Source organism: Kribbella sp. VKM Ac-2568 (assembly GCF_004345365.1).
Classification (GTDB): Bacteria; Actinomycetota; Actinomycetes; order Propionibacteriales; family Kribbellaceae; genus Kribbella; species Kribbella orskensis.
Genome location: NZ_SLVF01000002.1, coordinates 149,985 through 174,409, shown reverse-complemented (window position 1 = coordinate 174,409; position 24,425 = coordinate 149,985). Strand labels below are relative to the sequence as shown.

21 protein-coding genes and 2 riboswitches are annotated in these 24,425 nt (G+C 68.7%); of the genes, 15 read left to right on the top strand and 6 right to left on the bottom strand.

Features of this window, described 5'->3' with window-relative positions:
• Positions 1–233 precede the first annotated feature (233 nt).
• Complete coding sequence (locus EV648_RS04700) at positions 234–1,391, top strand: TerC family protein (RefSeq protein ID WP_132285357.1); 1,158 nt, start codon at positions 234–236, stop codon at positions 1,389–1,391.
• Between the two features lie 75 nt (positions 1,392–1,466).
• Here EV648_RS04700 and EV648_RS04695 read toward each other — a convergent pair whose 3' ends face one another.
• From EV648_RS04695 to EV648_RS04685, 3 genes are read right to left on the bottom strand one after another with little or no spacing between them, the layout of a single operon-like run.
• A complete protein-coding gene (locus tag EV648_RS04695) occupies positions 1,467–2,333 on the bottom strand; it encodes a C40 family peptidase (protein WP_132285355.1) in 867 nt (288 codons plus the stop codon).
• Positions 2,330–3,397: a mandelate racemase/muconate lactonizing enzyme family protein gene (locus EV648_RS04690; protein ID WP_132285353.1), complete on the bottom strand. Its 1,068-nt coding sequence runs from the start codon at positions 3,395–3,397 to the stop codon at positions 2,330–2,332. The genes EV648_RS04695 and EV648_RS04690 overlap by 4 nt, the downstream gene beginning before the upstream one ends.
• Positions 3,394–4,206, bottom strand: coding sequence for a serine hydrolase (locus EV648_RS04685; RefSeq protein WP_132285351.1), 813 nt, complete (start codon positions 4,204–4,206; stop codon positions 3,394–3,396). The genes EV648_RS04690 and EV648_RS04685 overlap by 4 nt, the downstream gene beginning before the upstream one ends.
• Before the next feature lie 100 nt (positions 4,207–4,306).
• On the opposite strand from EV648_RS04685, the gene EV648_RS04680 reads away from it, so the two are divergent.
• From EV648_RS04680 to EV648_RS04660, 5 genes are all read left to right on the top strand, one after another.
• Positions 4,307–5,278, top strand: coding sequence for a cobalamin biosynthesis protein (locus EV648_RS04680; protein WP_241994897.1), 972 nt, complete (start codon positions 4,307–4,309; stop codon positions 5,276–5,278).
• Positions 5,269–5,949 (top strand): histidine phosphatase family protein, encoded by a 681-nt coding sequence (locus EV648_RS04675; RefSeq protein ID WP_241994896.1) that lies wholly within the window; start codon positions 5,269–5,271, stop codon positions 5,947–5,949. The genes EV648_RS04680 and EV648_RS04675 overlap by 10 nt, the downstream gene beginning before the upstream one ends.
• Positions 5,940–6,911 (top strand): DUF3500 domain-containing protein, encoded by a 972-nt coding sequence (locus tag EV648_RS04670; RefSeq protein WP_132285347.1) that lies wholly within the window; start codon positions 5,940–5,942, stop codon positions 6,909–6,911. The genes EV648_RS04675 and EV648_RS04670 overlap by 10 nt, the downstream gene beginning before the upstream one ends.
• A 325-nt stretch (positions 6,912–7,236) precedes the next feature.
• Positions 7,237–7,626, top strand: coding sequence for a hypothetical protein (locus EV648_RS04665; protein WP_132285345.1), 390 nt, complete (start codon positions 7,237–7,239; stop codon positions 7,624–7,626).
• Positions 7,627–7,766: 140 nt separating this feature from the next.
• On the top strand, positions 7,767–8,192 hold the full coding sequence (locus tag EV648_RS04660; protein ID WP_132285343.1) for a DUF6326 family protein: 426 nt from the start codon (positions 7,767–7,769) through the stop codon (positions 8,190–8,192).
• A gap of 39 nt (positions 8,193–8,231) precedes the next feature.
• Here EV648_RS04660 and EV648_RS04655 read toward each other — a convergent pair whose 3' ends face one another.
• Together EV648_RS04655 and EV648_RS04650 are read right to left on the bottom strand one after the other, a co-directional pair.
• On the bottom strand, positions 8,232–8,849 hold the full coding sequence (locus EV648_RS04655; RefSeq protein ID WP_132285341.1) for a vanadium-dependent haloperoxidase: 618 nt from the start codon (positions 8,847–8,849) through the stop codon (positions 8,232–8,234).
• A 129-nt stretch (positions 8,850–8,978) separates the two neighbouring features.
• The gene (locus tag EV648_RS04650) at positions 8,979–10,364 is read right to left on the bottom strand and encodes a vanadium-dependent haloperoxidase (RefSeq protein WP_132285339.1); all 1,386 of its coding nucleotides are present in this window, start codon (positions 10,362–10,364) and stop codon (positions 8,979–8,981) included.
• Between the two features lie 268 nt (positions 10,365–10,632).
• A riboswitch (cobalamin riboswitch) is annotated at positions 10,633–10,755 on the top strand.
• 36 nt (positions 10,756–10,791) lie between these two features.
• On the opposite strand from EV648_RS04650, the gene cobN reads away from it, so the two are divergent.
• A complete protein-coding gene (cobN, locus tag EV648_RS04645) occupies positions 10,792–14,508 on the top strand; it encodes a cobaltochelatase subunit CobN (RefSeq protein ID WP_241994895.1) in 3,717 nt (1,238 codons plus the stop codon).
• Between the two features lie 44 nt (positions 14,509–14,552).
• Positions 14,553–15,323, top strand: coding sequence for a 5'/3'-nucleotidase SurE (surE, locus tag EV648_RS04640; protein WP_132285337.1), 771 nt, complete (start codon positions 14,553–14,555; stop codon positions 15,321–15,323).
• Here surE and EV648_RS45045 read toward each other — a convergent pair.
• Entirely contained in the window at positions 15,310–15,531 is a 222-nt protein-coding gene (locus tag EV648_RS45045) for a CPCC family cysteine-rich protein (RefSeq protein WP_132285335.1), read from the bottom strand. The genes surE and EV648_RS45045 overlap by 14 nt on opposite strands.
• 68 nt (positions 15,532–15,599) lie before the next feature.
• Positions 15,600–15,683: riboswitch (cobalamin riboswitch) on the top strand.
• A gap of 144 nt (positions 15,684–15,827) precedes the next feature.
• Here EV648_RS45045 and EV648_RS04630 point away from each other — a divergent pair.
• The 7 genes from EV648_RS04630 (at position 15,828) to EV648_RS04600 (ending at position 24,415) form a co-directional block, all read left to right on the top strand.
• A complete protein-coding gene (locus EV648_RS04630) occupies positions 15,828–17,831 on the top strand; it encodes a putative cobaltochelatase (protein WP_241994894.1) in 2,004 nt (667 codons plus the stop codon).
• Positions 17,831–18,445 (top strand): cob(I)yrinic acid a,c-diamide adenosyltransferase, encoded by a 615-nt coding sequence (gene cobO / locus EV648_RS04625; RefSeq protein WP_132285331.1) that lies wholly within the window; start codon positions 17,831–17,833, stop codon positions 18,443–18,445. The genes EV648_RS04630 and cobO overlap by 1 nt, the downstream gene beginning before the upstream one ends.
• Positions 18,442–19,824 carry a cobyrinate a,c-diamide synthase gene (locus tag EV648_RS04620; protein ID WP_241994893.1) on the top strand — a complete coding sequence of 461 codons (1,383 nt, stop codon included), beginning with the start codon at positions 18,442–18,444 and terminating at the stop codon, positions 19,822–19,824. Before cobO ends, EV648_RS04620 begins: the two co-directional genes overlap by 4 nt.
• Positions 19,821–21,263: a 5,6-dimethylbenzimidazole synthase gene (bluB, locus tag EV648_RS04615; protein ID WP_132285329.1), complete on the top strand. Its 1,443-nt coding sequence runs from the start codon at positions 19,821–19,823 to the stop codon at positions 21,261–21,263. The genes EV648_RS04620 and bluB overlap by 4 nt, the downstream gene beginning before the upstream one ends.
• Positions 21,260–21,874 carry a hypothetical protein gene (locus tag EV648_RS04610; protein WP_241994892.1) on the top strand — a complete coding sequence of 205 codons (615 nt, stop codon included), beginning with the start codon at positions 21,260–21,262 and terminating at the stop codon, positions 21,872–21,874. The genes bluB and EV648_RS04610 overlap by 4 nt, the downstream gene beginning before the upstream one ends.
• Positions 21,875–22,059: 185 nt before the next feature.
• Positions 22,060–23,169: an outer membrane lipoprotein carrier protein LolA gene (locus EV648_RS04605; RefSeq protein WP_132285327.1), complete on the top strand. Its 1,110-nt coding sequence runs from the start codon at positions 22,060–22,062 to the stop codon at positions 23,167–23,169.
• 367 nt (positions 23,170–23,536) lie between these two features.
• Positions 23,537–24,415: an ABC transporter ATP-binding protein gene (locus EV648_RS04600; protein WP_241994891.1), complete on the top strand. Its 879-nt coding sequence runs from the start codon at positions 23,537–23,539 to the stop codon at positions 24,413–24,415.
• Positions 24,416–24,425: the final 10 nt, after the last annotated feature.

Genomic DNA, 24,425 nt, shown 5'->3' with positions numbered 1-24,425 from the left:
CGTCGCAGGACGTGATCATCCCGACAAGCGGAATCGCCGTCCCCGATTTGGAAACTCGGACACCAACCAGCCAGAATGGGTCCAGTTGAAGGGGAGTATTCCTTTCGCGGCGGTATCGTCATCACGGTCAAGGGTTCATCCCTCGCGCCCGGTGCCGCCGGCCAGGCCCGACTGATCGAGCCAGGCGGAAGAGACCTTCGGAGTCCACTGTCGTCTGAGCTCCGGAGGTTCCTGTGCACGTTGCCGACTATGTCTGGTACATCACCGTCGGGTTGCTGCTGGCCCTGCTGGCCTTCGATGTGTTCATCATCGGACGCCGCCCGCACGAGCCGAGCACGAAGGAATCCGCCACCGCGATCGTCTTCTACGTGTCGCTGGCGGTCATCTTCGGCCTCGGTGTGTGGGTGTTCTCCGGCGGGCAGTACGCGGGCGAGTTCTTCGCCGGCTGGCTCACGGAGTACAGCCTGAGTGTCGACAACCTCTTCATCTTCCTGATCATCATGGCCAGATTCCAGGTGCCGAGGAAGTACCAGCAGACAGCGCTGCTGGTCGGCATCATCCTGGCGCTGTTCTTCCGCGGCATCTTCATCGCCGTCGGCGCGGCCGCGATCAACCAGTTCTCCTGGATCTTCTACCTGTTCGGCGCGTTCCTGGTCTACACCGCCGTCCACCTGGCCCGGCAGGGCGAGAACGACGACGAGGACTACAAGGAGAACGCGGTCATCCGGTTCGCCAAGCGCCGGCTGAAGGCCACCGACGAGTACAACGGCGTCAAGCTGACCGTGGTGCAGAACGGCAAGCGGCTCGTCACCCCGATGGCGATCGTGATCATCGCGCTCGGCACCACCGACCTGCTGTTCGCGCTCGACTCGATCCCGGCGATCTACGGCCTGACCCAGGAGCCCTTCCTGGTCTTCACCGCGAACGTGTTCGCCCTGATGGGTCTGCGCCAGCTGTACTTCCTGCTCGGCGACCTGCTGCGCCGGCTGGTCTACCTGTCGCTCGGCCTGTCCGTGGTGCTCGCCTTCATCGGCGTGAAGTTGGTGCTGCACGCGATGCACGAGAACGAGTTGCCGTTCATCAACGGCGGCGAGCACATCAGCTGGGCGCCGGAGATCCCGATCTGGGTCTCGCTCGGCTTCATCATCATCACGCTCGGCATCACCACGATCCTGAGCCTGCGCAAGTCCCGCAGCATGCCGGCCCGGCCCGCCGACGACGACGAGTCGGACGAGAGTTCTGCGGACCCGAGCCCGGCGACCGAGCAGGTCTCGCCCACCGACTCCCACACGCTGGCCGCGCAGGCCGGAGGCGGCGAGCTCGACGAAGCCACCCGCGCCGAGATCGAAGGCATCCAGGAGCCCGAGCAAACAGACTCCAAAAAGTCCTGACCACCTGAACAACAAGCGCCCGGCCCCCTCGTGGGGACCGGGCGCTTGGTCTGTCAGAGGGGGCGGACGCCGGGGTCAGAGGCGTGCGGCGGCTACCAGGGTTTCTCGGCGCTCGGGGAGGAGGGGTTCGTTCTCGAGGCGTTTGCCGGTTTCCGAGGCGTGCAGCATGCCTTCGGCGGAGACGAAGCCGACGTGGTGGATCTTCTTGCCCGGCCGGCCGAAAAAGTACAGGTCGCCCGGCTTGGCCTCGTCCACCGGGATCTGTTCCAGCGCGGCGGCCTGGTCGTGCGCGTCCCGCGGGATCCGCTGACCGAGCACCCGGCTCACCGCGTGGATCAGCCCCGAACAGTCCAGCCCGTACGTCGAGGTCCCGCCCCACAGGTACTCGAGCCCCAGGAACAACGACCCCAACCGGATCCGGTCCTCGGCCGTTGCCGGCGCCTCCACCGCACGGAGCGCGGAACCCGCCAGCCACCCGAGCTCACCATCCGGCAGCGCCACCCGGGTGAACCCGTCGGCCTGCTCGACCGACGCGAGCACGGTCGCGAACGACAGGTCGGTCAGATGCCCCGATCCGGGCTCGGCGAACAATTCGGCGGACGGCACGGTCACGGCCACCGGCGAGGTGGCGCTGCTCGGCAGCTCACCCAGGTGACTCGATGGCACCCAGCCGGGATACCCGAGGTCGTCAACGGAGGACGGCTGCCACGGCGCGAGGATCTCGGACCAGCCGTTCCGTTCGGAGCGGACCAGTACCGGCTCGGCGTACAGGAGTTGGGTCAGGGTTCGGCCGTGCAGGCCCAGGCGGGTCTCGGTGTCCATGGACTTGGCCCAGGCAGCCACATCGGGCTGGGCGGCGGTCGCAGGGGCATCGATGTCACGCGGCGCATCGGGTGAGGTCCACACGGTGCTGACCGGGACTTTGGCAGCAACTAGCTTCATGCGGTCAAGCCTGTCACGCCCAGTCCAGCGCCTGTAGGCAGGTGGATCGTCGAGCCCTCGTAGCGGATCCCGCCGGTCACCGGAGCCTCCTTCAGCCACCACGCCGCGTCCAGGTCGTTGACCGTCGTTGTCGGGTACGCCGAGACCAGCGCGGCGGCCGCTCCGACGCCGACGTGGCTCTCCATCATCGAGCCGACGATCGACCCGAGTCCGTGCTCGCGGGCCAGTTCCAGCAGGGTCCGGGCTGGCCCGAGTCCGCCGCACTTGGCGAGCTTGACGTTCACCAGGTCCGCCGCGCCGTGCCGGATCACCGCGACCAGGTCCCGGACGCCGTACACGGACTCGTCGGCGAGGATCGGCGTACTGACCCGGTCGGTGACCCAGGCCATGCCCTCCAGGTCGGGGGCCGGCAGCGGTTGCTCGACGAGTTCGATGTCGCAGCCGGCATCCTCGAGCGCCCGGATCGCGGTGACGGCGTCGCGGCGGTTCCAGCCCTGGTTCGCGTCCAGGCGCAGCCGCGGGTCCGGCCCGATCGCTTCGCGGATCCGGCGGACGCGCTCGAAGTCGGCGGCAGCGTTGCCGGTGCCGACCTTGACCTTGAGTACGTCGAACCCGTCGGCGACCCGAGCCACCCCGGCGGCCGCGAGGGCCTCCGGATCCCCGGCAGAAAGCGTCACGTCCGTCCGGACCACGCTGACCGTGGACCCGAGGAAACCGTGCAGAGTCTGCCCCCGACGGCGCGCGGCCAGATCGTGCAGGGCGATGTCCACCGCGGCCTTGGCGCCGAAGTTCGCCTGGACCGCGCCCTGGACCCGGCGCAGCGCCTCGGTGAGATCGTCCGGTCCGAGGTCGCCCAGCGCTGTTGTGAGCGGACCTTCGACGCAGGCCTGGGCTCCGGCGAGCGATTCGCCGGTCACCTTCCAGACCTGCGGGCATTCACCCCAACCGCTGACCGAGCCGTCGCTGATCTCGACCAGCAGCGAGTCGGCGTGCGTGGCCGTCCGCAAGGCGGTGACGAAGGGCGTGTGCAGCGGCGCCGAGACCAGGTGGGTGGTGATCTTCACTGGACAGCCTCCAGGTCGTGCCGGTGGTCCCAGGCTTCCGCGGCGATGGCGGCGATCAGCTTCTGCGCGTCCTGGTCGGCCAGATCCGAGGTCGTGCACACGACGAGCACGAAGGGCTCCGCGTCCGATGGCCGGACGATGCCGCCGTCGTGCCGGATCCGCAGATCCCAGCCGTTCTTGTGCTCGACCCGAGTGCCCTCCGGTACTCCGGCCGGAATCTCGCCGTTCCAGGTGTTGCCGGCCAGCAGGTCGCGCACGTACTCACCCGAGGCGCTCTTGTCATTGCCCACCGCAACCAGTACCGCGGCCAGGTCCGCCGGGCTCATCAGGTTGCTGATCTTCGCCGCCTGGGCGCCGGTGTCGTCGATGCCGCGGCGGATCACGCTCGCGCCCGACCCGTACTCCGCCAGCACGGCGTTCGCGGCGTCCACCCCGGTGAGCTCGAGCACCAGATCGGTCGCGAGGTTGCTGGACTTGGTGATCATCTCGGTGGCGAGCCAGCTGAGCGGCACCTGCTCACCCAGCTTGGCCCAGGTCGCGGGCGCCTCGTCCTCGGCCGAGTTCACCCCGAACCGCCCTTCGGCCGCGGACGCGAAGTCGTTGTGCACCGTCACCGGCTGGTCGAGCGCGAGCTCACCCGCGTCGACCTTGCGCATCATCGCCAGCGCCACCGGCAACTTCATCGTGCTCGCCGAGTAGTGCGCCCGGTCGGCGTCATGCGTGAACACCGCGTGGCCGTCGAGCCCGCCCAGCCAGACGCCGATATCGCCCCGCCCCGTGACGCCGGCGAGGAGGTCTGCAATTCCCATGATCGTTACTTTTCCACACCACCCACCCGAGTGCCGCAACGCCTTCACGCCTGTGGACAGTGCGACGCGGATCTTGCCGAGGCCTGGCAGACTTCCCGGAGTGTCCAGAACACTCGGTCTCCTCCTCGGTTTCGCTGCCGACCGGCTGCTGGGCGACCCGCGCCGGTTCCACCCGGTGGCCGGATTCGGCCAGGTCGCCGCTCGCACCGAGACCCGGCTGTACGACGACACCCGCGCGGCCGGTACGGCGTACACGGTGCTGCTGGTGGGGTCGGCGACAGCGGCAGGGGTGGTCGCCGAGCGGCTGACGCAGGGCAGGCCCGTCGCGCGGACACTGCTGACGGCCGCTGCCACCTGGGCGGTGCTCGGCGGACGGAGCCTGGAGCGCGAGGCCGAGGTGATGGCCGGGTTCCTGGAGGAGAAGGAGCTTCCCCAGGCGCGAGCGAGATTGGGACACCTCTGCAGCCGCGACGCCACCGACCTGGAAGCGGACGAGCTCGCCCGGGCGACGGTGGAGTCGGTGGCCGAGAACACCTCCGACGCGACCGTGGCTCCGCTGCTGTGGGGCGGCCTGCTCGGCATCCCCGGGCTGCTCGGTTACCGCGCGGCGAACACGCTGGACGCGATGGTCGGGTACAAGTCGGCGAAGTACCGGAACTTCGGCTGGGCCTCGGCTCGGTTCGACGACCTGGTCAACCTGCTGCCGGCTCGTGCGTGTGCGGTGCTCACCGGCGCGGTCTCGGGCCGATCGCAGGAGGTCTGGCGGATCTGGCAGCGCGACGCCCCGAAGCACCCGAGCCCAAATGCTGGACCGGTCGAGGCCGCCTTCGCGGGGGCGCTCGGCCTGCGCCTCGGCGGCACCAACACCTACGGGGACGAGGTGGAGGACCGCGGCACCCTGGGCGATGGAATCCCACCGGCCGTGGCGGACATCCGCCGTACGTCCGCACTGGCCCGGCGCGTCTCGTACGCCGCCGCCGCGACCGCCGCGATCCTGGCGTTGCGTCGGAAGAAGTGGCGACACGTCTCAGCAGTTCTTCGGACGCAAGGAGAGGAACGGGTGTGCACCTGAGTCAGCGGCCGATGCGGATCGCGTTGATCCGGCATGGCGAGTCCGAGGCGAACCTGGACAAGTCGATCTTCGAACGGGTTCCGGACCACGCGATCCCGCTCACCGAGCACGGCTGGGAGCAGTCGGCCGCGGCTGGGAAGCGACTCCGCGCGCTGTTCGAGAACGAGCCCGTCCGGGTCTACGTCTCGCCGTACAAGCGGGCCCTGCAGACGCTCGACGCGCTCGGCCTGGACGACCTGATCGGCCAGACCCGAGAAGAGCCGCGGCTGCGCGAGCAGGACTGGGCGAACTTCCAGGACACCGAGGACATCGAGGCGCAGAAAGCGCTGCGGGACGACTTCGGGCACTTCTTCTACCGGTTCACCACGGGGGAGTCCGGCGCGGACGTGTACGACCGGGTGTCGACCTTTCTCGAGACGATGCACCGCGACTTCGACACCCCCGACTCGCCGCGCAACGTGCTGCTGGTGTCGCACGGGCTGACCATGCGGCTGTTCTGCATGCGCTGGTTCCACTGGTCGGTGAGGTTCTTCGAGACGCTGCGCAACCCGGACAACGCCGAGACCCGGGTGCTGCTGCGCCAACCCGACTACCGTTACAAGCTGGACCGGCCGTTCGAGCAGTGGACTGAGTACGAACCGACCCAACGGGAGCGATCCGCATGGTTGTAGAGCAGTCGCGTGAGGCCGCACTGGAACTACTGGCGAGCCTCGACCCTGCGCAGCGGTCGAAGATCACCGCGCCCTTTGACACCCCCGACCACCAGGACTGGACCTACCTGCCGGGCGACCGGCCGGGACTGCAGTTGGCAGAGTTGTCGGCGGCGCAGGAGGCGCTCGCGATGCGCCTGCTCGAGCTCGCGTACAGCGAGCGTGCGCTGGTCGACGCGCACGGAGTGATGGCGGCCGAGATCATCCTGCGCGAGCTCGACGACCCGCCGTCGGTCGCGGAGACCGGCGGCTGGGCCGGCACCACGGTGGGGGAGCGCTTTTTCCTCCGGATCCTCGGCGACCCGGCCGGGATGGAACCGTGGGCCTGGCGACTCAACGGTCACCACATCGCGCTGCACCTGACGTTCGTGGACGGCGCGATCTCCTTCACCCCGCAGTTCTTCGGCTCGAACCCCGCGATGGTGCTGTCCGGACCGCAGACCGGCCGGCGATTCCTCGCCGCCGAGCAGGACCTCGGGTTCCAGTTGCTGCACGCGCTGGAGCCGAGCCAACTAGAGATCGCCCTCGTCTCGGCCGAGGCACCCCACGACATGCTCACCCGGCATGACCCGGTCGCCGACCCGTCGTTGCTGCACCGCGGCCTCCCGTACGGCGAGCTGAACGCCGAACAGCGGCAGATCTTCAGCCTCCTGATCGGCCAATACATCGGACGAGCGGCCGGCCCGATCGGCCTGCAAACCTGGCAGGACATCACCCAGCAGGGCATCGAGCGCCTCACCTTCGCCTGGGCCGGCGCAACCGAACCAGGAGCCGGCCACTACTACTCGATCGCCGGCCCCACCTTCCTGGCCGAGTACGACAACACCCAGGACGACGCCAACCACATCCACTCCGTCTGGCGAGACTTCCGCAACGACTGGGGAACCGACCTACTGGCAGCCCATTACGCGATGGGTCACTAGTAGTCCGCCCCACGCTCGCTCCTCCATCCGTCACTCCCACCCACCTGGGCTCCTCCGTCGTCCGCTCGATGAAGGCGGCTGGCTCGGCGTACGCAAGCGTCGCCCGTATCGAACGAGACAGGGAACAGTTGCGCGCTGAGTGGGGGTAGCGATATCAGTTCGAGGGGTGGGCGCGTGCAGTGGACGACGAAATACTCGCTCGCCATGCGCGCCCACCTACGCGCGCAGCGACAGATCGCCTTCGACGAGCCCCAATACAAGGCTGGCCCACCATGGCGGATGACCCTGGATTGTCGGTCAAGATTCCGACAGTCTGTGGCCATGAGTGACTACTGAGTCGACGACGGCGACCGGCGCAGCGTTCAGCAATCGCGACCTTCGTCACGCGGTGGCGTCGGCAGAACCGCCGGCCGATTGCTCTGAGGCCGCGCAGGCTGCAGGCGAATGTATCGGATGGGCGGGTGCGGCCGGTGCCGATCCAGCAGCGGCGGCAATCGCCAGTTCGCTCCTCCTCGGCAAGTCCGCCGGTGCCCGTAAGTTCTTCGACAATCACCGGGCCGAGATCAGTTCGACCACGCAGAGCCTGATCACCCAGGCCTTTGCCACCGAGACGTCGGCCGGAGCTGAGGCGGCCGCACGCGTGCTGGCGCCCCTCGTGTTCCCCTCGCCGCACACCTTTCCCTCGGACCACGCTTCAACCGACCAGCGCTGCTGACGCCTATGCCAGCCCCAGTGGTGTGCGCTGCGATGAATCAGGGGGTGGTCAGCGGATTCCCGATAGTCCGGGCTACAGGTGCTCACTAGCGTCGGTGGTAGGTGGCTGACAGGCTGATGCGGACGAGGAGGCAACCGGACATGTCCAGTGCCATCACCTACAGCGATTCCGGGCGCATCGACACGAGGTTGCGGATCTCGGCGCTGTGGGTCGCGATGCTGTTCGTCTTCGCGTACGTCGATCTGTTCTCGCTCTATCGACCGGATGTCCGGGCCGACCTCGAGGCGGAGAAGCTCTCGGCCTTCGACATCAACCAGACGTTCCTCTTCTCCACCACGCTCTACATCGTCATCCCGAGCCTGATGGTCTACCTGACGCTGGTCATGCGCCCACGCACGAACCGCGTCGTGAACATGATCGTTGCCGCAGGCTACGGTCTGACCGTCATCGGCAGTGCCGTCGGCGAGTGGAACTACTACATCCTCGGCAGCGCCATCGAGACGATCCTGCTCGCGCTCGTGATCCACCACGCCTGGACGTGGCCAAAGGCGGCGTCCCGGCCCTGAGCAGGGCCGGGTGGTCACCCCATCCAGTGCGCCAGAGAGTCAGCGGAGCTGGAGTTCGTGGTTGATCATCCAACTGGCTGCGGCGTGCCCGAGGCCGTTGCCGTCGGTCGTGGCGCGGCGGAAGTGCAGGCCGAGCCAGATCCGGGCGTTCATGGTCCCTGCGTCGAGTGCCTTGGTGCTGTTGAAGTGCCGGGTCATACCGGTCACCGTCGAGGTCACCACGAGATCCAGCGACTGCTTGCCGAACAGCTTCCCAAAGGTTTCGGTGGCCGCGCCGGTGGCACACGCGTGCCCGCTGACGTAGTCGGGGTACGGGGGCGTCTGGACCAGCGACGCCCAAGCCGGATCAGGTTTGGTGGCCCGGTTGCCGTCGGTGTCGGCCAACCGGATCGCCGTGATCGGCCGCCAGTACGCATAGTCGTACTTCGTCCGCCAGCAGGAGATCGCCGCATCGGCCGTACCGCCGCCAAGCAGGGCGAATCCGCGGCAGGGCGTCGTCCGAAGCGGCGGCCGCGACGGAAGTACTACTTCCCAGCCTCCGCGACGAACCTCGCGACCTTCCTCGGTGATCCCAAGAGCGTGTTGCAACGCAGACAACCCGAAGGGCGCTGACAGGTAGGTGTCAGCGCCCTTGAGGGACTCTTCGCAGTTATGCATGCACGACAACCGACGAGCTCGTCCCCCTTATCTGTGCGATCGGGAAGATCCGGGTGCAGCGGGACACGCTGAACCGCGCGGTCAGGGTCTGAGAGCAGCGGCTCGTGCCGGCCCCCCAGCCACGCTTTCTCATTGTGCGTGCCCGACGGGCTGGAAGTAGTTCGCCGCCATGTAGTCGGCCACGTTCCGGCCGAGCGCCTCCCCTTGGACGTCTGCCGTGCGGTAGTGCAGGCCCGCCCAGATCCGGGCCTCGACGATCTCCGCGAGCGCCTGCGAGAAACTGCCGAAGGTGCGCGTACGGGGATCAGCCGGACCAAGGAGCGTGGAAATGCTGGTGATCTGGTAGTCCCCGTCGATCACGTCGTCGAAGAACATCTGCAAGACGCGCGTGTGCGCACCGTCAAGGCAGAGATGCCCCGACGGGTGCTCGGGGTACGGCGCCGTGATGAGCGCCGTCCAACCGTCCTCTGGCTCCGTCGCCGGGTTGCCGTCCTCCGCCGCCCGGGGGATTGCGTTCCACGGCCGCCAGAAGTCCCAGTGGTACTTGTCGTTCCAGCAGTTGATCGCCGCGTCGGCACCGCTCAGGTTCTCCATAGCGAAGAGGCGGGCGCTGTCGGCGATGTCGAGGCCGTTTCGTGCGACGAGGTCGCTCGCGACAGCGTTCCAGCTCGCGACGGGCGTGCTCTGCCACCAACGGGCGATGTAGGTCTGCTCGGGTGTTCGGACTGCGCTGTTCACTGCTCCGAGCGCCTTGACCTCGTTGAATTCCTGGGCCCAGGCGGCACTAGAGAGCGCGTTCGGCCCGGGCGAGCGGAACTGCGAGGAGGTCTGCATGACGAAGGGCTTCACCCCGCCAACCCACGGCGTGGGATCGAGGATCGGTTGCCCGGTGGTTGGATTCACTTGCGGCCACCAGTGCCCCGGGGCGGTGTTCGGCACCCACTGCGAGGGCCCGAAGCGGCCGTCGTCCTGGCGGGCCGCGATCATCGCCTCGGCTGCGGCGTTCCCGGCAGCAATCCCCTGCGTCTTGAACGGCCGGTTCGGAATCCCTGCGAGCGAGTTCGCATACTGCGTGGCGAGCGACTGCAGCAGCGTTTCTCTGGCCGTGTCCGAGAGGTTAGGCACGGTGGAGACGATGTTGTGGAGGACGCCATATGCCGCGGCTGCCACGGCAGCGTCCTTCGAGGCCCGTGCGGAGAAGCGCCGGTTCAGGAGGTACGGCCGGTGATGCTTGGGCTCGATCGCGTTGACCGCGTCATAGACCGCTCCCTGAACCATTCCCACGTGTATCTGCGCGGCCGGCGGGGCTCCGCCTGCGGGCCCCGGCAGCCCGATGAGCGTGCTCACGGCGATCTGGTTCCACGCCGTGACGGCATTGCCGGTGGGATCTCCCCGGGCCGGAATCGACAAGGTGCTGAGCACCAACACCAGGGCGACGACAGCCCCAATCAAGCTTCGATTCGATTTCATCACTCGACCCTTCTCGTCAAACGAGGACGCGTCGAGGCCCCCCAAGACCGCCCCCTAGGTGGTATCGACGGTCTGTAGCCAACGACTCTCGGGTCGAGATTGCAATAGCACACCCGGTGGCCTCTCGAGCGCCTCACCACGCTCAAGTCCGAAGAGCCACTTTGCGTACTGAGCCGGAGGGCGTCAGCAGTACAAACCCTGTCCCTCCGCCCTACACCAACCCTTCAACCACGGTCAACGCCGAACACCGTTTGAAACGCTCGCAGGTGAGAGGGCCCGTCCGTCCGTCCGCGCGGGTCGAGGTACCACGGGGGTCGGTTAGAGTCTCGGTTGTCATCGACGGCTGTGCAGGAACCCGGTGTGAGTCCGGGACGGTCCCGCCACTGTGACCACGCTTGCGTGGGAGTCAGGAACTGCTGCCGTCGTACCTGCCACCTGGGGCGTGGACACCCCGAGGAAGGACCGGTCGCGCGTGCCCGCGAACCTTTTGCTGCTCTCTACCGCCGATACCGATCTGCTCGCCGCGTCACAGGCGGCGGCCGGTTGGAAGGTCGCCAACCCGGCCCGGGTCGACCTGGCGGAGATCCCCACCCTGATCGACGGTGTCGAGGTCGTAGTGGTCCGCCTGCTCGGCGGTCGCCGCGCCTGGGAGGAGGGCCTCGACGCCGTCATCTCCTCGGGACTCCCAGTGGTGGTGCTCAGCGGTGAGGCCGCTCCCGACGCCGAACTGATGTCGCTGTCGACGGTGCCCGCCGGCGCCGTGACGGAGGCGCTCGCCTACCTCCGCGAAGGTGGCTCGGAGAACCTCGCGAATCTGGCCGGCTTTCTGCGGGACACCCTGTTGCTGACCGGTGACGAGTTCGACCCGCCGCGCGCGTTGCCGACGTACGGCGTGCGGGCGGGCCGGACGTTCAGCCGTGACGAGCGGCCGGTGGTCGGGATCGTCTACTACCGGGCGCACGAGATCTCCGGCAACACCGCCTTCGTCGATGCGCTGGCCGATGCCGTCGACGCCACCGGCGCTCAGGCGCTGCCCGTGTACTGCGGGACGCTGCGCGGGCTGGATCCGTCGAGCGCCGGGAACGCCGAGTTGTTCGGCCTGCTCCGCGAGTGCGATGTACTCGTCACCACGCTGCTGGCGGCGGGTGGCACGGTTGCGGCGGATGCGAGCGCGGGTGGTGACGACTCGTGGGACGCGGGTGCACTCGCGTCGCTGGATGTCCCCCTGATCCAAGGGCTCGCGTTGACGTCGACGCGTGAGCAGTGGCTGGAGAGCGATGCCGCGATCAGTCCGCTGGATGCCGCGACGCAGGTCGCCATCCCGGAGTTCGACGGGCGCCTGATCACCATCCCGTTCTCCTTCAAGGCGTACGACGCGGAGGGGATCGCCAGTTACGCGCCGGACCTCGAGCGGTGCACCCGGCTGGCTGGGATCGCGGTCGCCCAGGCGAAACTGCGGCACGTCGGGCCGGCGGACAAGAAGCTCGCACTGGTGCTGTCGTCGTACCCGACCAAACACGCGCGGATCGGCAACGCGGTCGGACTGGACACGCCGGCCTCGGCGGTCGTGCTGCTCGGTCAGTTGAAGGATGCCGGGTACGACCTCGGTGACCTGGACCTGGCGTCGCTGCAGGGGGCGGACGGGGCCGACGGCCTGATCCACCAGCTGATCGCGGCCGGCGGACACGACGTGGACTGGCTGACCGACGAGCAACTCGCGAACGCGGTCGCGAAGATCCCGCTCTCGACCTACGCCCGCTGGTTCGGCCGGACGCCTGAGTCGTTGCAGACGGCCATGATCGAGGCCTGGGGCGAGGCCCCGGGGACCCTGTACGTGGACCAGTCCGGGCCGGAGCCGGCGATCGCGCTGGCCGCACTGCGGTTCGGCAACGTGGTGCTGATGATCCAGCCGCCCCGGGGTTTCGGGGAGAACCCGGTCGCGATCTACCACGACCCGGACATGGCGCCCTCGCACCACTACCTCGCGGCGTACCGGTGGCTGGAGGCCGCGGAGGCGGACGGCGGGTTCGGGGCGCACGCGGTGGTGCACCTGGGCAAGCACGGGACGCTGGAGTGGCTGCCGGGCAAGGGCATCGGGATGGCGGCGGACTGCGCGCCCGACGCAGTACTGGGGAACCTGCCGCTCATCTACCCGTTCATCGTCAACGACCCGGGTGAAGGCACCCAGGCCAAGCGCCGGGGACATGCGGTGATCATCGACCACCTGGTCCCGCCGATGGCCCGCGCCGAGACGTACGGCGACATGGCGAAGCTCGAGTACCTCCTGGACGAGTACGCCACCGTGTCCGCGCTCGACCCGGACAAGGTGCCGACGCTGCGAGCGCAGATCTGGACGTTGATCCAGGCGGCCCAGTTGCACCACGACCTGCACACCTCGGAGAAACCGGACGACGAGGAGTTCGACGAGTTCGTCCTGCACCTGGACGGCTACCTGTGTGAGATCAAGGACGTGCAGATCCGCGACGGGCTGCACATCCTCGGTGGCGGTCCGGTCGGCGAGGCCCGCGTCAACCTCGTGCTCGCGGTACTGCGCGCGCAGCAGATGTGGGGCGGCAAGTCCGGCGCGGTGCAGGGTCTGCGGGCCGCGCTGGGGGAGTCCTTCGGCGTGGACGAGGCCGCGATGCTCGCCGATCCCGGCAAGGTCGTTCCGGAGTTGGCCGACCTCGCGACGCTGGCGGATCTGCCGGCCGTGAGTGGTGCCGACGGCGTCGACCTGCTGGAGGCCGTGGCGCGCAAGCTCGTCCTCGGTATGGAGACGCTGAGTTGGGACGTTGCGAAGGTCCCGGTCGTGGTCGCCGAGGTGCTCGGCCGGTCGTCGGTCGGTGTCGAGGCCTCGCTGACGTTCGCCTGCGACGAGGTCGTGCCGCGACTCGGCCGCACCGGCGACGAGTTGACGAACGTACTGCGGGCCCTGGACGGGAGGTTCATCGAGGCCGGACCGTCGGGATCGCCGACCCGAGGTCTGGTGAACGTCCTGCCGACCGGGCGGAACTTCTACGCCGTCGACCCGAAGGCGATCCCGAGCCGCAACGCGTGGGATGTCGGCGTCGCGCTGGCGGACTCGCTGCTGGCCCGGCACAAGTCGGAGACAGGGGAGTGGCCGCGGTCCGTCGGTCTCACCATCTGGGGTACCTCCGCGATGCGAACGCAGGGCGACGACCTGGCAGAGGTGCTCTGGCTGCTCGGTTGCCGTCCGGTCTGGGACGAGGCCTCGCGCCGGGTGAAGGGCTTCGAGGTCGTACCGCTGGACGAGCTCGGCCGGCCGCGGGTGGACGTGACGATCCGGATCTCCGGGTTCTTCCGGGACGCGTTCCCGCACGTGGTCTCGCTGCTCGACGAGGCGGTCCGCACGGTGGCCGCGCTGGACGAGGACGAGTCCGCCAACTACCTGCGCGCCCACGTCCAGGCTGACGTTGCTGAGGGCAACGACCTGCGCTCGTCGACGGCCCGGGTCTTCGGCTCCAAGCCCGGCTCGTACGGCGCCGGCCTGCTGCCGCTGGTGGACGCGCGGAACTGGCGCACGGACGCCGAACTCGCCGAGGTGTACGCCGTCTGGGGCGGCTACGCGTACGGCAAGGACCTCGACGGCGCCGAGGCCCGGCCGTCGATGGAGCGCGCGTACGCCCGGATCCAGGTGGCGGCCAAGAACGCGGACACTCGCGAGCACGACATCATGGACTCCGACGACTACTTCCAGTACCACGGCGGCATGGTCGCGATGGTCCGGCATCTGACCGGGTCGAACCCGAAGGCCTACATCGGCGACTCCGCGGTGCCGGCGCAAGTGAAGACCCGGACGCTGGAGGAGGAGACCAAGCGCGTGTTCCGGGCCCGGGTGGTGAACCCGCGCTGGATGGCTGCGATGCAGCGGCACGGCTACAAGGGCGCGTTCGAGATGGCCGCGACGGTCGACTACCTCTTCGGGTACGACGCGACCGCGGGCGTGGTGGACGACTGGATGTACGAGACGCTCACCACGGAGTACGTCGCGAACCCGGAGATCGCGGAGTTCTTCCGCAAATCCAACCCCTGGGCCCGGCACGGGATCGCGGAGCGTCTGCTGGAGGCGGCGCAACGCGGCTTGTGGGCAGAGCCTTCGGAGGAAGCGCTGGAGACCCTGCGAACGGCCGTCCTGGAAACAGAAGGTGACATCGAGGATCGCGGCTGAGACAACCCGGGCAACGGGTTTCCCGGATGTGATTGGGTGTCGGTATGGCGTCCGAGCGGCTGAGAGTCCTGATCACCAACGACGACGGCTACCAGGCGGCGGGGATCCGGGCGCTCGCGCCGGCGATCGCCCGGCTCGGCCATGACGTGGTCGTGGTCGCGCCGCTGGACGACCAGAGCGGGGTCGGATCGGCCCGCGCCGGGATGGTCGGCCGGCCGATCAAGACCGTGCACGAGGACGAGGACGGCATCACCTACATCGGCATCGCGGGGACTCCCGCGCTGGCGGTGACACTGGCGCGCGTCGGGGCTTTCGGCGACTCACCGGACGTGGTCGTCTCGGGGATCAACCGCGGCCACAACATCGGCGTACCGATCCTGCACTCGGGCACGGTCGCCGCCGCGCTCACCGGAGCGACGCAGGGGATGTCAGGGATCGCGGTCAGCATCGACTCCGAGCGACCGGAGTACTTCGCGACGGCGGGCACGGTGGCGGCCGAGGCGCTGGGGTGGCTCGTGGAGCAGCCTGCGGGCACGGTCGTGACGATCAACGTGCCGGATCGGCCGCTGGACGAGTTGAAGGGTGTTCAGCAGGCCCGGCTGGCACCGATCGACCGCTCGAAGATCGCCGGGACGACCGCGGCGACCGGCGAGCCGATGATCATCCTCCAGCCCCGGTCCGCAGCCCCGGAGCCCGACACCGACGAGGCTCTCCTCGCTGCCGGCTACGCAACCATCACCCGAATCCAAGGCATCCGCGAAATCCCCGACGACACGTCCGCCGACTACCTGACAGACCGCCTCAACGGCATCTGACTACGTCGCCGGCTTTCCGTTGGGCTGACCGGTTCGCCAGAAGTCGGTGGTCCACCAGCGGGACGCGATTTGCTCCGATGGCGCTGGTCGGCCAGCGTAGTTGGACCAGGTCGTCCTCCCAGAAGCACACCGGGCAGATCTCGAAACTGCCGGCCTGATCGCTCATCGTCAGGTGTCCGCAGCAGACGCACGGGAAGCGCTCTCTCATGTGCTGATCATCTCCATCCGACGGGTCCACCGGACAGGTGTGGAATGATCGCCGGGACGGCAGCGGAGGAACACCGGTGACAGTCCCGCAAGGGCTGGATTCCGGGGCGGTCCCGCCACTGTGACCGGGTATTGCGCCCGGAAGCCAGGACATCCACGGCCGTCCGCCTGGGAGCGCTCTCCGCGATCCCGGCGTGCCAGGTGCCGAGGCGGGCGTGGACACCCGCAGGACGAAGGGATTCACCGCCGATGCGGTCAGCTCCACCCAACCACCCCATCCCCATCCAGGGCTCCGCCGTGTCGACGGGGTTTCCGTTCACGGCTGTTGTCGGGATGCGGGACCTGCAGCTCGCGTTGATCCTGGCGGCGGTGTCGCCGGCGATCGGCGGGGTGCTGATCCGCGGTGAGAAGGGCACGGCCAAGTCGACCGCTGTCCGTGCCCTGACCGAAATCCTGCCGCCCGTCGAGGTGGTGGACGCCTGCCGCTTCTCCTGCGACCCGACCGCCCCAAACCCCCATTGCCCCGACGGCCCGCACACGACCACCGACGGCATCTCTCGTGCGGCGCGGCTGGTCGAGTTGCCTGTTGGAGCCACCGAGGACCGGGTGCTCGGGTCGTTGCACCTCGAGCGAGCGCTCTCCGAGGGTGTCACGGTCTACGAGCCCGGCCTGCTCGCCGCCGCGCATCGCGGAATCCTGTACGTCGACGAGGTCAACCTGCTGCACGACCACCTGGTCGACGTACTGCTGGATGCCGCGGCGATGGGCCAGGCGACCGTCGAGCGGGACGGGGTCTCGATCACCCACCCGGCGCGGTTCGTGCTGGTGGGCACGATGAACCCCGAGGAAGGCGAGCTCCGGCCGCAGTTGCTCGACCGGTTCGGCCTGACCGTCGACGTGGTCGCCAGCCGGGACCCCGCGGTACGGGTCGAGGTGATGCGCGCGCGGCTGACCTACGAGGCGGATCCGGCCGCGTTCGTCCGCCGGTACGACAGCGCGCAGCGCGAACTGGCCGAGCGGATCCTGAAGGCGAAGTCGTTGCTGCCCGACGTGATCCTGACTGACTCCGCGCTCCGGCAGATCGCCGAGATCTGCGCCTCGTTCGACGTGGACGGCATGCGGGCAGACCTGGTCACGGCCCGTACTGCGGTCGCGCACGCGGCCTGGTTCGGCCGGACCGTGGTCGAGGTGGAGGACGTCCGCGCCGCGGCGAAGCTCGCGCTGCCGCACCGCAAGCGCCGCAACCCCTTCGACGCCCCCGGTCTGGACGACGAGCAACTCGAGCAGGCGATCACCGACAGCACCCCGCCCGAACCAGACCCCGACGACGACCCCGATGGTGGCGGCCCGGATGGTGGCGGGAGCCCGGACGACGTTCAGAACGACGGCGGCCAGAACGACAGTGGTGAGCAGGCTGAGCCCTCCGGAGAGCCGAACGAGAACGCGGAGAGCGCTCCCGGTCCGGCTCCGAGCGGCCAGGTCGCGGGGAGTTCCGAGCCCTACAAGGCCCGCCTGCTGAGCGTCCAGGCCGCAGGTGCCGGTGTCGCCGGTCGCCGGTCCCGGGCGATGACCGAGGTCGGCCGCGTCGTCGGCGACCGTGCTCGCGTCGGCCGGGAGTCCGGTCGCCCGCACCTGCTCGCGACGATTCGCTCGGCCGCGCCGCACCAGTACGCCCGCGGCCGTTCCGGACCGGGCCTCGCGGTGCGGACCTCCGACGTACGGCTGGCAGTCCGCGAAGGCCGCGAAGGCAACCTCGTGTTGTTCTGCGTGGACGCCTCCGGCTCGATGGGCACGAAGAAGCGGATGGGTGAGGTAAAGACCGCGATCGTGTCCCTGCTCCTCGACGCCTACCAACGCCGCGACACTGTCGGCCTGGTCACCTTCGCGGGCGCCGACGCCACCGTCGCTCTGCCGCCGACCGGCAGCGTCGAGACCGCAGTACGGCGCTTGGAATCCTTGCCGACAGGTGGTCGCACCCCGCTGGCCGAAGGCCTCCTGCAAGCCTCCGAGGTACTGCGAATCGCCGCGATCCGCGACCCTCGCAGACGGCCCTTGCTGGTGCTCGTCACCGACGGCCGGGCGACCTCCGGGAACCAGGCGTTCGCCAAGGCGCGGCAGGCCGCCGGCTGGATCGGGCAGCAGGGAATCGCGTCGGTCGTGGTGGACTGCGAGCCACGCAGGGGAGTCAGGCTGGGCCTCGCGGCGGAGCTGGCTGCCGACCTCGGCGCGGAGTACCTCGATCTCGGCGAAGTTGCCGCGGGCAACCTGGTGCGCGCCGTCACCGATCGGAGGGCCGCCTGATGCCACAGGGACAGCCGAGCGTCGTACCGCAGGACGGGCTGACCACCCGGCAGCGCCGCAACCGGCCGCTGCTGATGGTGCACACCGGGGAGATGAAGGGGAAGTCGACCGCGGCCTTCGGGATGGCGCTGCGCGGCTGGAACCAGGGCTGGAACATCGGGGTCTTCCAGTTCGTCAAGAGCGCGAAGTGGAAGGTCGGCGAGGAGAGCGCGTTCAAGGCGCTCGGGCAGGTGCACGAGTCGACCGGTCAGGGTGGGCCGGTCGAGTGGCACAAGATGGGCGAGGGCTGGAGCTGGTCGCGCAAGGCCGGCACCGAGGAGGACCACGCCGCGGACGCGCTCGAGGGCTGGCGCGAGATCCAGCGCCGGATCGCGGCCGAGACGCACGATCTCTACGTGCTGGACGAGTTCACCTACCCGATGAAGTGGGGCTGGGTCGACGTCGACGAGGTGGTCGAGACGCTGACCTCCCGCCCGGGTCACCAGTACGTCGTGATCACCGGCCGGAACGCGGATCAACGACTGCTCGAAGCCGCCGACCTGGTCACCGAGATGACCAAGGTCAAGCACCCCATGGACGCCGGCCAGAAGGGCCAGAAGGGCATCGAGTGGTGACAGACCCGGCGCGGCTGCTTCCGCGGATCGTGGTTGCCGCGCCTTCTTCTGGTGCGGGGAAGACCACTGTCGCCGTCGGGTTGATGGCGGCGTTGCGGCGCGCTGGTCACACTGTCGCGGGGTTCAAGGTCGGACCCGACTACATCGACCCCGGTTTCCATGCCGTGGCGACCGGTCGGCCCGGGCGGAACCTCGATCCGATGCTGTCCGGCGAGGAGCGGGTTGCTCCACTGTTCGCGCACGGATCTGCCGGCGCGGACATCGCCGTGGTCGAAGGTGTGATGGGCCTGTACGACGGTGCGTTGGGCACCGAGGGCTACGCGTCCACCGCGCACGTCTCGAAGTTGCTCGAAGCCCCTGTCGTGCTGGTCGTCGACGCTTCTGCCGCAGGTCGCAGTGTCGGAGCCGTCGTTCAGGGATTCGTCGCCTTCGACACCGGCGTGCGGATCGTCGGAGTGATCCTGAACAAGGTCGGCTCCGATCGGCACGAGGCCGAGGTGAGGGCAGGCGTCGCCCCAACCGGTGTACCAGTGCTGGGCGTACTGCGGCGCGACACCCGCCTGACCGTGCCGAGCCGCCACCTCGGGCTGATCCCGGCGGACGAACAACGGGAGCAGGCCGAAGCGGCAGTCGACGCCGCCGCGGAACTAGTCCGCCAAGGCGTCGACCTGCAGGCGTTCGTCGCCGCAGCACGCGCTGCCGCCCCCATCGAGGTCACCGCCTGGGATCCATCAGCCGAAGTGACCCCGGCGCAGGAGGGGCGACCCCCTGTGATTGCGATGGCAGGTGGGCCGGTGTTTTCGTTCCGGTACACCGAGACGGCCGAGCTGCTAGTCGCCGCCGGTGCCGAAGTGGTGACCTTCGACCCGCTCCACGAGTCTTTGCCCGAGGCCACTTCTGCGCTCTACCTCGGCGGCGGGTTCCCCGAGATGCATGCCGAGGCCCTGTCCGACAACGCAGTACTCCGTGAGCGGGTCGCCAGCGAGGTCGCCGCTGGGCTGCCGGTCATCGCCGAGTGCGCCGGACTCCTCTACCTCTGCCGGGAGCTCGATGGCCACCAGATGACAGGCGTCCTGCCGGCAACCGCACAGATGACAAGCAACCTGGCGCTGGGCTACCGCACTGCTGTCGCCGCGAACACCACGGCCTTCTTCGACGAGGGCCGCCGGGTCCGCGGTCACGAGTTCCACCGCACGGCTGTGCACCTCGACGATGATCACGACTGGACCTCCGCCTGGTATCTCCCGGGCGGCAAGCAGGAAGGACTCAGCCGCGGGCGCGTCCACGCGTCGTACCTGCATCTGCACTGGACGGCGACTCCTGAGGTGCCGGCGAGGTTCGTGGCCGCGGCCCGGGTTCATGCGGGGTTGGAGAAGTGAGCCTGGTCGTAGGGATCGGCCTGCGCACCGGTACGTCGTACAGGGAGCTCCGGGACCTGCTGGACGCCGCGCTGGCCGGGCTCGAGCCACGTGACGTCACGCAGGTGGTCACCGTGGACGGCCGCGAAGCTGAGCCGGGTCTACAGCGGCTAGTCGCGTCCCTAGGCGCCTCCCTGTTCACAGCAACGGCACTAGAGCTGTCGCAACAACCCGTGCCCACTCCCAGCGACCACGTCGACCGACTAGCCGGTACTACGAGCGTCGCCGAAGCCGCGGTGATCCTGAGCGGCGCGGAACTACTCGTACCGAAGCAGCGGTCCGCACGAGCAACAGTGGCCGTCGGGAGGCTCCCGGAGCAGCAGGTGCCGGCTGCTCCGGGCTATGCGGTGGGGGATCGCGATGTCGTGCACCGGGTGCTGGCCGAGCGACGTGACGTGCGGCGGGGCTTCCTTGACCGGCCGATCGCGGACGACCTGCTCACCAGAGTGCTGGAGTCGGCACATCGCGCGCCGAGTGTGGGATTGAGCCAGCCCTGGGACTTCGTACTGATCCGCGACATCGCGACTCGCCGGAAGGTGCACGACCTGGCCACGGCTCAGCGGGACGCGTTTGCGGCGTCGCTGCCTGCTGGGCGGCGGTCCGCCTTCGACGGGCTGAAGATCGAGGCGATCCTCGACACACCGCTGAACATCGCCGTCACCTGCGACGCAGGACGCGGCGGCCGGCACGTGCTCGGCCGGCACGCGGACCCGCGCACCACCTGGTTCTCGGTGGCGATCGCGATTCAGAACCTGTGGCTCACGGCGCGGGCTGAAGGTCTGGGAGTCGGCTGGGTGTCGTTCTTCGAGCCCGGAGAGGTGGCTGCGGTCCTGGATCTGCCAGGGCACGTGGAGTTGGTGGGCTACCTGTGTGTCGGGCATGTCGAGGAGTTCGCCGGGACGCCTGAGTTGGTGAGGTCGGGCTGGGCTGCTCGGCGACCACTCTCTTGGGCCGTGCACCAGGAGGCATGGGGGAGTCGCGGCCTACCAGGCGAGCAACCTTCAGCCGTGATCGCCGAGGACGCCGCGCGCGCCGGGTCCGCAGTACGGGCTGTAGCTGGTGAGCAGTCGGTATACCTGGCTGTGGTTGATGGCGCGGACGGAGCGGAGTACTTGCGGCGGGCGGACGGGCTCGTAGTACGGGTGGGGGCTGAGAAGCCGGCTGCTGACTTCGGGGTGTTGTGGCGGCCCGCGCGGACTGCTGACGAGGCTGTGGAGCTTGGTGTCGAGGTCGCGAGGGATCTGGCGCCGCAGGGTGTTTCCGAGATCGTTGTGGAAGTCATAGAGCCCACGGAGATCACCGAAGGGCTCGCGCGCGGGGTGTTCCTGGGCGGACTGGCGTGTGGAGTCTCAGTGAAGGGTTCGGATGGACTCGGAGAGGTGTCACACTCCTCCGCATGACCGTTCCACCGCAAGGCCAAGCACCCATGTACGTGCCCGCGTTCTCGATGATGCAGCGGATCACGATGATGGCGAACAAGTACGAGCTGATCGCCACCAACCCGGACGGCACCGACGGGCCGCTGCTCGCGTTCGCGCAGCAGAAGCGGATGGCGTTCAAGGAAGAGGTCACCTTCTACACCGACGACACCAAGTCGCGGGTGGTGTTCTCGTTCAAGGCGCGCAAGCGGCTCGACCTGGGCTCGGGGTACGACGTGTTCGACGCGAACGGCCAGACGATCGGCTGGTTCAAGAAGGAGTTCGGCAAAAGCCTGCTGCGGTCCAGCTGGCAGCTCGCCACGGACGGCATCCAGGCGGACGGCACCGAGCGGAACCAGACCATCGCGATCGTCCGGCGGATCTGGGACTTCGTCCCGTTCGTCGGGGAGATCCCGCTGCCCTTCATCTTCCACTTCGACTTCACCGACCGCAGCTCCGGTCAGCATGTGATGTCGGTCGAGCGGAAGATCTCGATGCGGGACCGGTACCACGTCAAAGTGTCGGATCCGCGGCTCGATTTCCGGGCCGCGGCGGCGATGACGGTGGCCCTGGACGCCCTCCAGAGCCGCTGACCCCCTGGTGAGCCGCTGATCACGGTGCAGAGACGCTGATCTGGCCGCCGCTACGTACTGTCACGACGTCCGCGGTACCCCGCTGGTCCGGAGTACCGCGGACGTCGTAGTACGGGGTCACTCTTTTGGGTGAACGGACCCTGAGGGCCTTGGTTCGCGGTGTCGGCAGTGCGAGTCTTATAAGCATGGGTGTAGCGCAGCGCAGTCGACGGTGGTTGGTGCCGGTCACGGCAGTCGCGGTGGTTGCAGGCGTGGGGGCGCTCGGGCCGGTCGTCGCCGACGCCTCTCCGGATCTGCCCGGGATCACAGCGCAGGACCTGCTCGCGAAGGTGCAGACCGCGAAGGTGGACGGTCTGTCCGGCACCGTGACGTCGTCGACGGACCTTGGTCTGCCGGCGTTGCCCGGGATGGCACCCGAGGCCAACCAGTTCCTCGACCTGCTGACCGGTGACCACACTGCGCGCGTCGCCTTCGCCGGACCGGACAAGGCCCGCGTCTCGGTGCTCGACGACATGGCCGAGCGAGTGCTCACCACCGACGGCAAGACCGCCTGGGTCTACGACTCGTCCCGGCGCGAGGCTGCCAAGATCAACCTTCCCGCGCGCCCGGCCAAGCCGGAGGTCGCCCCGGAGAAGGAGACGTACGACCCGCAGGCCGCCGCGAAGAAGTTCCTCGCCGCGATCGACCCGTCCACCAAGGTCGAGGTCAGCGGCACGGAGAGTGTGGCCGGCCGCGACGCGTACAAGCTGCGGCTGATCCCGCGGACGGACAAGACCACGGTCGGCTCGGTGACGCTGGCGGTCGACTCGAAGACCTGGATTCCGCTGCAGGTGACGGTGATGCCGCGGACCGGCAAGGACCCGGCGGTCCAGCTGGGCTTCTCGTCGGTGTCGTTCGACGTACCGGCTGCGAGCACCTTCGCGTTCACCCCGCCGAAGGGTGTGAAGGTGACGGAGAAGACGGTTCCTGCCGCGCCGGACAAGCAGGTGACGCCGCCTGCGACGCCGAAGAAGAGCACTCCCACCAAGCCGGAGCGGTCCGGCCGCGACCACCCCACGGTGATCGGGCAGGGCTGGGACAGCGTGGTGATGGTGCGTGGACAGGTGCCGGTCGCTGGGAACGGCCCGCTGGACCAGTTGCTGGCGAAGGCTCCGACGGTCCACGGCAGCTGGGGTTCGGGCAAGGTCCTGACCACCAAGATGGTCAGCGCCCTGATCACCGACGACGGCCGGATCTTCATCGGCCTGGTCACCCCGGACACCCTCCAGGCAGCCGCCGCCAAGGCACCCCGCTGACCCCGCCGACCTCTCACCCATGACACCCGACCCCACGGGCGCCAACACCCCTGCCCCCGGCGACTCCGAGCTGGCATCCGGCGCAGGTAGCGCGGCTGCTGCCGGGGAGTCGGTCGGTGCATCGAACGCGGCTCCTGCCGAATCCTCTCCCGGTGCCGGTCGCGTGGCGGGAGCAGCTCCTGCACAACCGGCAGGAGCACCTGCTGCACCACCGGAACGCACTGCCCGACCAGAGCGTGCTGAGAGTCCTGGGCGGGAGCCTCGGGCCGGTGGCTCGGCTGGGTTGGTCGCGGCGGGTGGTGGGACGGGCGGGGTTGAGATGCCGGTGGTTACTCGGGGGCTGACCAAGCGGTTCCGGGGTGGGCAGGTGGCTGTGGATGCGATTGATCTGGAGGTGCCGGCGGGGAGCATCTTCGGGTTTCTGGGGCCGAACGGGTCGGGGAAGACGACGACGATCCGGATGCTGCTGGGGCTGATCACGCCGACCTCGGGATCCGTGCAGTTGCTCGGGGAGCCGATGCCGAAGGCTCAGCTGTCCGTGCTTCCCCGCGTGGGCGCGCTGGTCGAAGGGCCGGCGTTCTACCCGTTCTGGACCGGGCAGGCGAATCTGCTCCGCTTCGATGCCGCCGACCGCACCGCCGATCCGCGCACCCGGAAGGCCCGCGCGGGCGAGGCGCTCGAGCGGGTCGGGTTGTCGAACGCCTCAGGCAAGAAGGTCCGGGCGTACTCGCTCGGCATGCGTCAACGCCTGGCGATTGCCGTCGCGTTGATGCAGCGGCGCGAGCTGCTGGTGCTCGACGAGCCGACCAACGGTCTGGACCCGCAGGGCACCCGTGAGGTCCGCAACCTGATCCGCGAACTGGCCGGCGACGGGACCACCATCTTCACCTCGACCCACCTGCTGGCCGAGGTCGAACAGCTCTGCACCCACGCCGCGGTGATGAGCCGGGGCCGGATCGTCCGGCAGTCCACCATGGCCGACCTCCGCTCCGAGTTGAGGCCGCGCCTGGTTGTTCGTACTCCGGATCCGCAGCAGGCCGAGAAAACACTGACCAGTCTCGGCCTGACCGACGTCCGCAGGCAGGACGATGTCGTCGAAGGTGATCCCGGCGAGCTTCCGATCGACAAGCTCGCAGCAGCGCTCGTCGCCGCCGACGTCCGCATCCACGCCTTCGGGCTCCAACACCCGAGCCTCGAAGACGCCTTCGTAGCCCTGACCGGAGAAGGCTTCGATGTCGCCGAGTGAAACCGCCACG